This window comes from Streptomyces luteosporeus, assembly GCF_039532865.1.
Taxonomy (GTDB): Bacteria; Actinomycetota; Actinomycetes; order Streptomycetales; family Streptomycetaceae; genus Streptomyces; species Streptomyces luteosporeus.
Window position 1 is genome coordinate 94,204 of the sequence record NZ_BAAASL010000008.1, and the last position, 13,059, is coordinate 107,262.

Genomic DNA, 13,059 nt, shown 5'->3' on the forward strand with positions numbered 1-13,059 from the left:
CGCGCGGGCGGCCCCGCGGCGGCGCGAGCGCGCCGCCGCGGGGGGTGCGTCAGCCCAGACGGGTCAGCTTCGAGCCGAAGGACGGCTCGGCGAGGGCGGTCTTCAGCGCGACCGGCACCTTGACCGCGTCGGGGCCGCTGCCGACCGTGAGCTCGCCCACCTCCGTACCGGCCTTCGCCTGGTGCGGGATCTTCCGGCCGCCGTCGCTCAGCGCGAACTTCGCCTGGAAGCCGGCCCAGCCCACGGCCACGACGTCCTTGGTCGCCACGACCGGCGTGCTGCCGCCGAGGCCGTCGTCGACCGTGCCGACGACGTCGCCCTTCTTGACGACGGTGGCGGTGGTCAGCGCCTTCTGGATGGACGTGAGCTGCTCGTAGCTCTTGTTCTTGACCTTGGTGAGACTGTTCTCGGCGTTGGGGTCCAGGCCCTTGAAGTGCTGGTCCATGGTGGCGCCGACGATCAGGTACTCCTTGCCGTCGAGCATCCGCCGCGCCGCCCACATCAGCGCACCGCCGGCCGCGCTGCTGGAGCCCGTCTTGATGCCGAGGACCCCGGTGCCCTTCACGAGCAGCGAGTCGTTGTTGTTGTTGATGTGCGGGCCGCCGGGGATGTCGGCGTTGGGCTGCTGGGTGATCTCCCGGACGACCGGGTTCTTGATCATCACCTCGGCCAGCTTCACCTGGTCCACGGCCGTGCTCTTCGTCGTCGCCGTCAGGCCGCTGGGGTCGGTGTAGGTGGTGTTGGTCATGCCGAGCTGCTTGGCGGCGTCGTTCATCTTCTTGACGAACGCCTCCTCGGAACCGCCCGCGTCCCACCGGGCGAGCTGACGGGCGATGTTGTTGCCCGACGGGATGAGCAGCATGCGGAGCATGTCGTACTCGGAGAACTCCTGCCCCGCACGGACCTTCGCCGTGGACTCGCCCTCGGCGCTGGACTCCTTCTCCGCCGCCTCGTCGATCGTGATCTTGTTGCTGGTCTTGTCCCCCTTCTGCAGGGGGTGACCCTGCAGGATCACGTAGGCGGTCATGACCTTGGCGACACTCGCGGTCGGCACCGGCTTCTGCGGGCCGTACGTGCCCACGTCGCCGGCGCCCACGACCTTGGCCGCGGACTGGCCCTCGTCCGGCCAGACGAAGGAGGCGCTGCCGCCCTCGAAGCTGTAGGACTTCTTCGCCCCCAGCGCGAGGCGCGGGTCGGGCAGCGGGCGGAACGCCTGCACCACACAGAAGACGATCAGGAGCAGCAGGACGAGCGGCGTCCAGATCTTCACGCGGCGCACGGCGGTGCGCAGCGGGGTCTGCGGGGGCGGCGGCGTGTTCGTCAGCTGGGCCAGCAGGTCCAGCGGCGCGGCGGGCGGCGCCGCCTGCTCGCCGGCCGCCGGCACGGCGCCCGGGCGGGGCATGCCCGCGGCGGGCGGGATCGACGCCTTGGGCGCCTGCTCCGGCTGCTTCGGCTGCTCCGGCGCGGCGGCCGGCTTGGCCGGGGCGGGCTTGGCGGGGGCGGGGGCGGCGGCCGGCTTGGCCGCCTTGGGGGCGGCGGGCTTGGCGGGGGCCTCGTCGTCCTTCTTCAGCGGGACGAAGCGGCTCTTGGCGGCGCCGCCCTCGCCCTGCGGCTCGGGGGCCTTGAGCAGCTCGGTCGGCTCCTCGATGGCGTCGGCCTTCGGCTTGACGGCACGGAAGACGGCGGTGGGCTGGTCGGCGGAAGGCTTCTTCTCGTTCGCGCCCTCGACCTTGTCGTCCTTGCCCTTCCCGGCGGCGTCGCCGGCCTTCGGGCGCAGGGCGCCGAAGACGGCCGTCGGCTGGTCGGCGGAAGGCTTCTCCTCCGCGTTCTCCGCGGTCTCCGCGGTCTGCGCGCCGGAGTCGCCCTTGGCCTCGTCGGCCGCTTCGGCCTCGTCCGCCTTGGGGCGCACGGCACGGAACACGGCGGTCGCCCGGTCGACGGGGGCCTCGTCCTTGCCGGCGGCGTCCTTGTCGGCGTCCTCGCCGGTGGCGTCCTTGTCGTCCGCCTTGGGGCTCACGGTGCGGAAGACCGCGGTGGCACGGTCGGCGGGGGCCTTCTGCTCCCCGGCAGCGGACTTGTCGGCGGCGGGCGTTTCGTCCTCTGCCGGCTTGGCGGCGGCCTTGCCGTCCTGGGAATCGGCATCGGCATCGCCACCGGCGTCCTTCGCCGAACCGTCCGTCTCCGGACGCTCAGCCGGCTTTCCGTCCGCAACCACCTCGTCCGCCTTCGGGCGCACCGCGCGGAACACGGCCGTCGCCCGGTCGGCGGGCACGCCCTCCGCAGCCTCTTCGGACGGCGCGTCGTCGTCCGCCGCCTCGTCCGAGCCGGACACCCACGCCTCCACGGCCTTCTTCAGGCGCGCGTCGCCGTCCTTGTGGCCGTCCTTGTGCCCGTCCTTCGGGGCGTCCTTGCGGCCGCCCTCGTCGCCGTTCTTGTGGCCGTCGCCCGTGGCGCCGGCCTCGGCGTCGGGCTGCTTCACGAGCCCGAGTCTCGGGTCGCGTTCGTTGCCGGTCGTGCCAGTCGTACCAGTGGTGCCAGTCGTCTCCCCCGACGACTTCCGCTGCTCCGACATGCCGGGGGACTCGCCCGCCACCGATGCCTCCTCGAATTCACGCGCCGTACACCGACGCGGGACGGCGTACCGTCCCGCTGCCCGGATCATCTCAACGTCTACCAGTGTCCTCTGCCGCCGTCGCGCCAGGGCACGGCCGGGGGCCGGGAGGGAGCTGCCCGCCTTCGGCTGCCTTCACCCACGTGCAAGACGAGACGACATACCTACCGGTTCCCACACGAAGTCACCACGCGGTCTCGACAGACCAATGTGAGAGGGGTCACCCTGTCACTCATCCACGCGGGGAGGCATGGATGGGCAGGAGCCGCAGAACAATTCCGGAGGAGCTTCTGCTGCTCGCCCTGGACCCGGCGACGGGGACCACGGCGCAGCCGCAGTCGCTCGACCTCGGTCTCGCCGGGGCACAGCTCGTGGAGCTGGCCCTGGCCGGACGGATAGCCCCTGACGGGGATCGTATCGCCGTGGTGCACCCACGGCCGACAGGTGATCCGACCCTGGACACCGCGCTCGAGCTGCTGCGCCGCCGCGGCAGCCCGGTGCGGGCGGTCAGCTGGATCGGCGGGCCCCGGCTGGGGCTGCGTCAGACGTACCTCACGCATCTGGAGCGGTGCGGCATGGTGCATGCCGTCGCGGGCCAGATGTGCGGAGTGCTGCCGACCACGCGCTACCAGGCGACGGACACGGCCATCAGCCGGGAGATCAGGGCCCGGTTGGACAGTGCCATCCGCACCGGCGTGCCGCCGGACCCGCGGACCGCGGCGCTCGCCGCGCTGGCCCACGCGGTGGGCCTGGGCAAGCACCTCTACCCCGGCAACGAGGGGCGTTCGTCCCGGTCCCGGCTGCGGGATTTGATCCGGCACGACCCCATGGGCGGTCTGGTGGCGCACGCCGTGATGGACGTGCAGAACGGTGCCGGTGCGCAGCCGCGCCGCGCCCCGGCCGCGGCGGCCGGCGCGGGGGGTACGGGCAGCGGCCGCGGCACCGGCCGGCGGGCGTCCGTACGGCAGTCCGTTCCGCCCGCGGCGGCGGTCGCCGCCGGGCAGCAGGCCGCGCACCGCACCGGGTACATGGCCCGCGCAGCGGCCTCGTGAAACGGTTCGGCAGCCCCGGACCGGCCTGATCCACACCACCACCGGCACACCGACCCACCGCAGCGCGCGGGACGTCGGGCCGCACCGCGCAGGAACCGGCGGTGCGGCCCGGCGCACCGCGCGCCTCGGCGTGCCCGGAACGAGCACCGAACCGTCTACGTCACATGCACCCGCACGCCGACCGCACCGCGCGCACTTGGAATAAGCATTTTCCAGCGCCGCCAGGGCATGTGGTGGCAGGCTGCGAGCAGGAGACAGCAGCATGACGGAGCCGGAGGTGCGTCCCGTGGCGTCCAGTGTCAACCCCACCGTAAGGCGGCGCCGATTGGGGCAGGAGCTGCGCAAGCTCCGTGAACTCAAGGGCATGACGGCCGAGGAGGTGGCCGAGCGGCTCCTGGTCTCGCAGTCGAAGATCAGCCGCTTGGAGAACGGCCGCCGCAGCATCAGCCAGCGCGACGTCCGCGACCTGTGCGGGGTGTACGGCGTCGAGGCCACCGCATCGTCGATTCGCTGATGCAGATGGCGAAGGAGTCGCGCCAGCAGGGCTGGTGGCATGCCTTCGGCGACATCCCCTACAGCGTGTACATCGGCCTGGAGACGGACGCGGCGTCGTTGCGCGTGTACGAAGGCTCGCTCGTGCCGGGCCTGTTGCAGACGCCGAGTTACGCGAGCGCGGTCACCGAGGGTTCCTGGCCGGAGGCCACGGCGGCGGAGGTGGAGCGGCGCGTCCAGGTGCGGATGAGGCGGCAGGAACGCATCACCGACCCGGAGAACCCGCTGCGGCTGTGGGCCGTCATCGACGAGTCCGCGTTGCGCAGGATCGTCGGCAGCAACGCCATCATGCGCGAACAGATGGAGCACCTGATGGAGTTCAGCCTGCGCCCGCACATCACCGTGCAGGTGCTGCCGTACTCGGTGGGGGCGCATCCGGGGATGTACGGGAAGTTCTCCATCCTGGAGTTCCACGACCCGCAGGACGCCAGCACGGTCTACCTCGAAGGCATCACCAGTGACCTGTACCTGGAGAAGCCGAACGACGTCCAGGCGTACAGCGTGATGTACGAGCATTTGCGCATGCAGGCCCTCAACGCCGAGGACTCGCGCCGTTTCATGCTGCGGGTGGCGGAGGACTGGGCCCGGGCGGAGCAGGGGCAGGATCAGGTTTCCTGAGGGCCCTTTTTCGACTCCCGCGCAGCGAGAGGCGGAACGGTACACCTCTCACCACCTGCGAGGAAGGGGTGATTGGAATATGCCATCCGGTCGAGTGAACGCCCCCGACAGCCGGTGATGTTGGCGCGTAACGTCGACGGCACCTGGGGACGCCGGTGTTCTGATCTGACCAGACAGTTCTCGGCCGTATCCCGGATCGTCCTCGGCAGCACTCAATGCATCGGAGCAATCATGGCCATTCGGCAGGGCAAGACCACGTGGCGGAAGTCCTCCTACTCCCTCGCGCACGGCGACTGCGTGGAGGTGGCCTCCCCGCTTCCGCGGTCCATCGCGGTCCGTGACTCGAAGGACCCTCAGGGCCCCGCGCTGGCCTTCTCCCCGGCGTCCTGGACGGCGTTCGTGACGGTCGTCGGCGACGACGTACGTCAGTCCCGCTGAGACCCGCCCCTCGGGGACCGCGGATCCCCCGGCCCGGCACCGTGCGCAGCACTGCCGTATCGATATTTCCGCGCCCACGGCGCCCTCTCGTCCCGGTCCGTCGTCCCGGACGAGAGGGCTCCGTCATGCCGGCGCGCACCCCCTGCGGGGCGTACGGGTCAGGCGCCCGGGGCCGCCTTCAGCGGGCGCACCGTGCTCATGATCTTGTCGATCTGCGCCTCGGTGAGCGCGTCGGGCACGCCCTGGTCGGCGTAGAGGACCCAGCCGTGGAAGGTGCCGTCGGGCATCTTCTGGGCGATGCTCTTCACGATCGCGGTCGGCGGCACGCAGGGGCTCGGGCGGTTGGTGACGGTGACCTTGGCGGTCGCCGTCCAGCCCTGGATGCCGTTGCGGTTCCAGGCCTGATCGGTGACCTCGATCTTCGGCTTGTGGTCCTTGCCGCCGTAGGCCATGAAGCCCCAGTTGCCCGCCCAGTTGCGGGCGTTCTCCTTCAGGTCGCCGTCCTTGCCGCCGCCGGTGGTGCCGACGGTGGCGAGCTGGCCCTTGCCGGCCTCGCCGACGGAGTCGGGGTTGGGCTGCGAGGAGCAGCCGCCCTCCTTGTAGTTGGCGGCGCCGGTCATCACGACGACGGGCTTGCCGTTCTCGGTGTAGGCGATGGCGGTGTCGGTCGGGAAGACCTTCCACTTGTCGGACGCGGCCGGCACGTCGTACTGGAAGAAGTGCTCCTCCCGGCCCTGCGTCTGCCAGCCGGCCACCATGGGCTGCGCCCCGGACGGGCTCGGGGAGGCATTGCCCTCGGGCTGTGCGGGAGCGACCGGGGCCTGGGAGGCGGAGCCCTTGCCCTTGCTCCGGTCCTGCTTGTCGTCGCCGTCGTCCTTCAGCAGGAACACGGCGGCGCCGCCGATGACGGCGAGCGCCACGACGCCGCCCACCACGGCGAGCAGCGTCTTCTTCTTCCCGGACGGCGCGGGTGCGCCGGGTGCGGGCGCAGGCGCCGGCATGCCGTACGGCGCCGGGGGCACACCGGGCCCACCCGGCCCGGGAGCCCCGTACGGCGCGCCACCGGGCGGCGGCGGAACGGCGCCCGGGGGCGGGGGCACCGCGCCGGGCGGGCCGGGCGGGGCCGGCACCGCCGGCTGGGAGACGACGGTGGGCTGGGCGTGCGCCGCGCCGTCGGGGCCCCACGCGGGCGGCGGGCCGAAGCCGCCCTGGGGCGGTGACGGCGGGCTCTGCGGCTGCTCCGGTTGCTGCGGCTGCTGCGGGTTCTGGGGCCAAGACATGCGGGACACCCTACGCGGGCCGGTGTCGCCCGCCGATCGGCGGAAGGCGACAGATCGGCAACACTTGCGCGTACGTAGCGCCCCAGCGCCCCGAAGGGGCGCGGGCCAGTGTCCATCTGCGGCTGCCGCCACGTGGGCGCGATCGGCCACCGGCGGCCCGCAGTCGACACGCTGCGGGCGCGTCGTGGCTTGTCGCGCAGTTCCCCGCGCCCCTGACGGGGCACTGTGATCGCGTCAGCCGTTGTCCAGTACTGGCAGCAGCTCCGGCAGGTGCCCGTCGGAGTCGAGGGCGGTCCGCTGCCGTTCGGCGGGCACCTCGCCGTACAGCGTGGTGCGCGGCCGGGCCGGGCGCCCTGCGGTCTCGGCTATGGCGACCAGGTCGCGGATCGAGCGGTACGACCCGTAGGAGGAGCCGGCCATGCGGGAGATGGTCTCCTCCATCAGCGTGCCCCCGAGGTCGTTGGCGCCGGAGCGGAGCATCTCGGCGGCGCCCTCGGTGCCGAGTTTGACCCAGCTCGTCTGGATGTTGGGGATGTGCGGGTGGAGCAGGAGCCGCGCCATGGCGGTCACCGCGCGGTTGTCGCGCAGGGTCGGGCCGGGGCGGGCGATGCCCGCGAGGTAGACGGGGGCGTTGGTGTGGATGAAGGGCAGCGTGACGAACTCGGTGAAACCACCCGTCTCCTGCTGAATGCCCGCCAGCAGCCGCAGGTGCCCCAGCCAGTGCCGGGGCTGGTCGACGTGCCCGTACATCATCGTCGAGGACGAGCGGATGCCCAGCTCGTGCGCCGTCCTGATGACCTCGACCCAGGTGGCCGTGGGCAGCTTGCCCTTGGTGAGGACCCAGCGCACCTCGTCGTCGAGGATCTCGGCGGCCGTGCCCGGGATGGAGTCGAGCCCGGCCTCCTTGGCCGCCGTCAGCCACTCCCGGATCGACAGCCCGGTGCGCGTCGCACCGTTGACGACCTCCATCGGGGAGAAGGCGTGCACGTGCAGGCCGGGCACCCGCTTCTTGACCGCCCGCGCGATGTCGAAGTAGGCCGTGCCCGGCAGGTCGGGGTGGATGCCGCCCTGCATGCACACCTCGACCGCGCCCACGTCCCACGCCTGCTGCGCCCGGTCGGCGACCTGTTCCAGGGAGAGGGTGAAGGCGTCGGCGTCGGTGCGCCGCTGGGCGAAGGCGCAGAAACGGCAGCCGGTGTAGCAGACGTTGGTGAAGTTGATGTTCCGCGTGACGATGTACGTGACGTCGTCGCCGACCACCGAGCGGCGCAGGTCGTCGGCGACGCGGCACAGGGCGTCGAGGGCGGGGCCGTCGGCGTGCAGCAGGGCCAGGGCCTGGGGGTCGGTCAGCCGGGTGGGGTCGTCCGCGGCCTGCCGCAGCGCCTCGCGCACGTCGGCGTCGATGCGTTCGGGCGCCATGCCGGGCGCGGCGGCCTCGCGCAGCGCCTCCCAGTCGCCGTAGACGTCGTCGAAGTCGTCGCGGCGGTCGGACGTGCGGCCCTCGGTGTCGATGGAGCGGTGCAGGTCGGTGCGGCCGGTGGCGGTGAAGACCTCTTCGGGCTCCTGCCAGGGGATGCCCTTGACGACGGCGTTCTCGTCGGCCAGCCCGGTTGCGGGGTCGGCCAGGGCGCGCACGTGCGGCAGGATGCGGGGGTCCAGCCACGGCTCGCCGCGCTGGACGAACTCCGGGTAGACCGCGAGGCGTTCCTTGAGGCGGAAGCCGGCGGCGGCCGAGCGCTCGGCGAGCTCCTCGATCTGCGGCCAGGGGCGCTCGGGGTTGACGTGGTCGGGGGTGATCGGGGAGACGCCGCCCCAGTCGTCGATGCCGGCGCCGATCAGGCGCGCGTACTCGTCGTCGACCAGGTTGGGCGGGGCCTGGAGGCAGCCGGAGGGGCCCATGATGTGCCGGGCGACGGCGACGGTGGCGACCAGGTCGTCGAGGGTCGCGTCGGGCATGCGGCGCATGGCGGTGTCCGCCTTGGCCCGGAAGTTCTGGATGATCAGTTCCTGGATGCCGTGGTACGCGCGGGCGACGCGACGCAGCGCGAACAGCGACTCGGCGCGCTCCTCGGGCGTCTCGCCGATGCCGATCAGCAGTCCGCTGGTCAGGGGCACGGAGCTGCGGCCGGCGTCCTCCAGGTGGCGCAGCCGGACGGCGGGCTCCTTGTCGGGCGAGCCGTGGTGCGGCATGCCCGGCTCGCTCCACAGCCGTTCGGCGGACGTCTCCAGCATCAGGCCCATGGAGGGGGAGACGGGCTTGAGGCGCTGGAAGTCCGTCCAGGTCATGACGCCGGGGTTGAGGTGCGGCAGCAGCCCGGTCTCCTCCAGGATGCGGATGGAGACGGCGCGGACGTAGGCGATGGTGTCGTCGTAGCCGTGGGCGTCGAGCCACTCGCGAGCTTCCGGCCAGCGGTCCTCGGGCTTGTCGCCGAGGGTGATCAGGGCTTCCTTGCAGCCGAGTTCGGCGCCGCGCCGGGCGACGGCCAGGACCTCGTCGGGGGACATGAACATCCCCTCGCCCGCGCGGCGGAGCTTGCCGGGCACGGTGGCGAAGGTGCAGTAGTGGCACTTGTCGCGGCAGAGACGGGTGAGGGGGATGAAGACGGACTTGGAGTAGGTGATGACGCCGGGGCGGCCCGCGGCCTCCAGCCCGGCGTCGCGGACGCGGGCGGCGGAGGCGCACAGGTCCTCCAGGTCCGCCCCGCGCGCCTGCAGCAGCACGGCCGCCTCCGCCACGTCCAGCGCGACGCCGTCCCGGGCCCGTTTGAGCGCACGCCGCATGGCGTTGGCGGTCGGTGCGTTCGGGGTGGCCTGCTGCCCGGTTCGCTGTGCGCTCGAAGTCATTGTCCGAGCATACGAGCGGATGACGACCGTGCCAGGTACTGGAAGAGACGGTTCCATGTGCCTCTTCTCACGTTATACGGAGGCAGCCTCCGAAACGGCTCCGGAACGACTCCGGAACGGCTCCCGATCCGCCGCCCCGGCGCCGCCTACAGGAACTCCGCGTGCGCGTCCAGGGCGCGCAGCACCTCCGCCTCGGACGCCGCCGGCAGCCCCACCACGACCTCCTCGATCCCCAGCTCCGCGTAGTGCGCGAGCTTCCCGGCTGAGGGGTGCACGGCGTACGGGACGACCTCCGGCTCCCCCGGGCGCCCGGCCTCCTGCCACAGCCGGCGCAGCTGCGGCAGCGTCTCGCGCAGGCCGCTGCCGCCCAGCGGCAGCCAGCCGTCCGCGAACTCGACGACGGCCGCGAAGAGCTTCGGCCCGGCCGAGCCGCCGATGAGGGTGCGCGGGCCCGTCAGCGGTTCGGCGTCCTTGCGCTCGCGCGGCGGGCGCACCGGCTTGGGGTGCGCCCAGCTGGCCTGGACGGAATCGAACTCGCCCTCGTACGCCGTCGGTTCCCCCGCCCACAGGGCGCGCATCAGGGCCATCCGGTCGCGCACCAGCTCGCGCCGGGTCCGCCACTCGATGCCGTGGTCGGCGGCCTCCTCCACGTTCCAGCCGTAGCCGACGCCGAGGGTGAAGCGGCCGCCGCTGAGGTGGTCGAGGCTGGCCGCCTGCTTGGCCAGCACGATGGGGTCCTGCTGGGCGACGAGGGCCACGCCGGTGCCCAGCTCGATCCGGTGGGTGACCGCCGCGGCCTGCGCGAGCGCGACGAGGGGGTCCAGGGCCCGCCCGTACTCGCGCGGCAGCGGGTCCCCGGCCGGCGCCGGGGTCGTACGGCTGACCGGGATGTGCGTGTGCTGGGGCAGGTAGAGCCCGGCGAACCCGCGCTGCTCCAGCTCACGGGCCAGCCGGACCGGCGTGATCGTCTCGTCGGTGAGGAAGATCGTGGTGGCGATCCGCATGCGGGGGCACCTCCGTCCAGGGATGTGACCCACGGTAGGGCCTTGCGGCTGCGAATGGCCCCAGGACGAACAGCCGACACACAACTGACAGACAATCCGACGGCGCGCGTTCCTCCGGCGGCCACCCGGGCGTACAACAGTGTGGCCACGGCATACGCGAGGGGGCTTCCCGATGCACCGACGCGACGTACTTGCAATGACGGCTGCCGTCGCCGCAGCGGCGGGTGTGCTTACGCTCGACGGCGTGAGCTTCGCCGGCGAACCGGGACGACGCACGCAGACCCGGAAGATCAGCGGCCGCCTGCCGGCCGCCGCGCCCGACTACGTCTACCTCCCGGTGGAAGTGCCGCCCGGCGTCCGCGAGATCGCCGTCTCCTACGCCTACGACAGACCCGCCGTCCCGCCCGGCACCCAGGGCAACGCCTGCGACATCGGCATCTTCGACGAGCGCGGCACCGCCCTGGGCGGTGCCGGCTTCCGGGGCTGGTCCGGCGGGGCCCGTACGGAGTTCGCCATCAGCGCCGAGCGCGCCACCCCCGGCTACCTCGCCGGCCCCGTACGGCCCGGCACCTGGCACGTCGTCCTCGGCCCGTACACGGTCGCCCCGCAGGGCCTGGCGTACGAGGTGACGGTGACCCTGACGTACGGTCCCGCGGGCACCACGCCGGCGCCGGTGCACCCCCCGCAGCGGGCGCGCGGGCGGGGCCGGGCCTGGTACCGGGGGGACAACCACCTGCACAGCGTCCACTCGGACGGCAAGCGCACCCCCGCCGAGATCGCGGCGGCGGCCCGGGCGGCCGGCCTGGACTGGATCACCACGACCGAGCACAACACCACCTCCTCGCACGGCGCCTGGCAGGGCCTGTGGGGCGACGACCTGCTCGTCCTGACCGGCGAGGAGGTCACCACCCGCAACGGCCACGTGCTCGCGCTCGGCACCGACCCCGGGGTCTTCATCGACTGGCGCTACCGCGCGAAAGACGGCGCGTTCCCGCGTTTCGCCCACAGGATCCGGCAAACAGGCGGCATCGTCGTTCCCGCCCATCCATTCGGCCCCTGCGTCGGCTGCAACTGGAAGTACGGCTACGCCGACGCCGACGTGCTGGAGGTGTGGAACGGCCCCTGGACCCCGGACGACGAGATGGCCGTCGCCGCCTGGGACGCCCTGCTCGTCGCCTCCGCCCGGCAGGGCCGCACCTGGCTGCCCGCCATGGGCAACAGCGACGCCCACCGCGAACCCCAGGTCGTGGGCCTGCCGCAGACCGTCGTCCTGGCCGACGACCTCTCCCGCCCGGCCCTGCTGTCCGCCCTGCGCTCGGGCCGCAGCTGGATCGCGGAGTCCTCGGCGGTTCAGCTGTCCTTCTCCGCCACCGGCACCCGCGGCGCCCACGCCGGCATCGGCGAGCGCCTGCACGCCGACCCGGCGGCGGAGGTGACCTTCCTGCTGCAGGTGTCGGGCGTCCCGGACGGCACGGCCGTCCTCGTCACGGACCAGGGACCGCTGCACACGACCCCGCTCCCCGCGGACGGCCGCGTGCAGTGGCGCACCTCCCCCGCCCGCGCGGCGTACGTACGGGCCGAGGTCCGCCACGCCGGCCCGGCAGGCGCGATGGCGGCCATGACCAACCCGGTGTGGCTGGGCTGACCCGGTGTGGCTGGGCCGGCTCAGCCCCGCCGGGCGAACGCCTCCGCGATCTCCTCGCGCCCCGCGCCGCCCGCCAGCAGCAGCCGCAGCAGCACCCGCGCCTTGTACGGGTCGAGGAACCCGCCGTCGATCAGCCCCCGCTGCCGCAGGTCCGTCTCCGAGCCGGGCGCGCAGTACGTCTCCCGCAGCACCGAACCGCTCCCGGTGCGCGAGGTCAGCACGACCGGCATCCGCCCGGCCAGCTCGCCCAGCCGGGGCGCCAGCCCGCCCGGCACGTGGCCGACACCGAACCCGGCGACGACCAGCCCCCGGTACGCCGTCCCCAGGCCCTCCAGCTGCTCGCCGTCGTCGTCCAGGGTCACCACGTGCAGGGCCACGCGGGCCGCCTCCAGCCGCTCCCGGTCGAACGCGGCCGGCAGCGGCTCGTGCCGGGGCGCGGCCAGGAGCATGCGCACCCGGCCCTCGACGACGTGCCCGAGCGGCCCGGCACCCGGCGAGGCGAAGGTCGCGGTGCTCGTGCTGTGGGTCTTGCGCACCCACCGCGCCGCGTGGACCTCGTCGTTGAACACGACCAGGGCGCCCGCGCCGCGCGCGGCACGCGACGCGGCGACCCGCACGGCGGCGAGCACGTTGGCCGGCCCGTCCGCCCCCGCCATGGCCGGCTGCCGCATCGCACCGGTCAGCACCAGCGGCGCCTCGTGCGGCCACACCAGGTCGGCCAGGAAGGCCGTCTCCTCCAGGGTGTCGGTGCCCTGCGTGACGACGACGCCCTCCGCACCCTCGGCCACGGCACGCGAGGCGAGGGCGACGACGTCGAGGACCTGCGCGAACGTGAGGCTCCCGCTGGGCACGGCGTGCACGTCCCGTACGTCCAGCACGACGCCCGTCCCCGCCAGCCCGGGAACGGCCGCAGTGATCTCGGTACCGCTCAGCCGTGCTCCCCGCGCGCGGTCCGGCACCGAGATCGTGCCTCCGAGTGCCAGCAGTGCGACGCTCATCCCGTCTCCCCCTCAGC

The 13,059-nt window shown here is 73.1% G+C and carries 8 protein-coding genes and 1 pseudogene; 4 read left to right on the top strand and 5 right to left on the bottom strand.

Annotated elements, in window-relative coordinates; translation table 11 throughout:
- Positions 1-49 precede the first annotated feature (49 nt).
- Entirely contained in the window at positions 50-2,479 is a 2,430-nt protein-coding gene (locus ABD361_RS12255; protein WP_344435063.1) for a D-alanyl-D-alanine carboxypeptidase family protein, read from the bottom strand.
- A gap of 386 nt (positions 2,480-2,865) precedes the next feature.
- On the opposite strand from ABD361_RS12255, the gene ABD361_RS12260 reads away from it, so the two are divergent.
- From ABD361_RS12260 to ABD361_RS12270, 3 genes and pseudogenes are all read left to right on the top strand, one after another.
- A complete protein-coding gene (locus ABD361_RS12260; protein ID WP_344435064.1) occupies positions 2,866-3,663 on the top strand; it encodes a GOLPH3/VPS74 family protein in 798 nt (265 codons plus the stop codon).
- Between the two features lie 286 nt (positions 3,664-3,949).
- A pseudogene (locus ABD361_RS12265) lies at positions 3,950-4,833 on the top strand (helix-turn-helix domain-containing protein).
- 231 nt (positions 4,834-5,064) lie between these two features.
- Positions 5,065-5,271, top strand: coding sequence for a DUF397 domain-containing protein (locus ABD361_RS12270; protein WP_344435065.1), 207 nt, complete (start codon positions 5,065-5,067; stop codon positions 5,269-5,271).
- 158 nt (positions 5,272-5,429) lie between these two features.
- Here the strand turns inward: ABD361_RS12270 and ABD361_RS12275 are convergent, their stop codons facing one another.
- From ABD361_RS12275 to ABD361_RS12285, 3 genes are all read right to left on the bottom strand, one after another.
- Positions 5,430-6,551 (bottom strand): DUF8017 domain-containing protein, encoded by a 1,122-nt coding sequence (locus ABD361_RS12275; protein ID WP_344435066.1) that lies wholly within the window; start codon positions 6,549-6,551, stop codon positions 5,430-5,432.
- Between the two features lie 234 nt (positions 6,552-6,785).
- Positions 6,786-9,395, bottom strand: coding sequence for a bifunctional FO biosynthesis protein CofGH (locus tag ABD361_RS12280; protein ID WP_344435067.1), 2,610 nt, complete (start codon positions 9,393-9,395; stop codon positions 6,786-6,788).
- A 146-nt stretch (positions 9,396-9,541) separates the two neighbouring features.
- Entirely contained in the window at positions 9,542-10,399 is an 858-nt protein-coding gene (locus tag ABD361_RS12285; RefSeq protein ID WP_344435068.1) for a TIGR03619 family F420-dependent LLM class oxidoreductase, read from the bottom strand.
- A gap of 172 nt (positions 10,400-10,571) precedes the next feature.
- Here ABD361_RS12285 and ABD361_RS12290 point away from each other — a divergent pair, with 172 nt between their 5' ends.
- Complete coding sequence (locus ABD361_RS12290; RefSeq protein WP_344435069.1) at positions 10,572-12,044, top strand: CehA/McbA family metallohydrolase; 1,473 nt, start codon at positions 10,572-10,574, stop codon at positions 12,042-12,044.
- A 20-nt stretch (positions 12,045-12,064) separates the two neighbouring features.
- On the opposite strand, the gene ABD361_RS12295 is transcribed toward ABD361_RS12290, so the two are convergent.
- Positions 12,065-13,042, bottom strand: coding sequence for an asparaginase (locus ABD361_RS12295; protein WP_344435070.1), 978 nt, complete (start codon positions 13,040-13,042; stop codon positions 12,065-12,067).
- Positions 13,043-13,059: the final 17 nt, after the last annotated feature.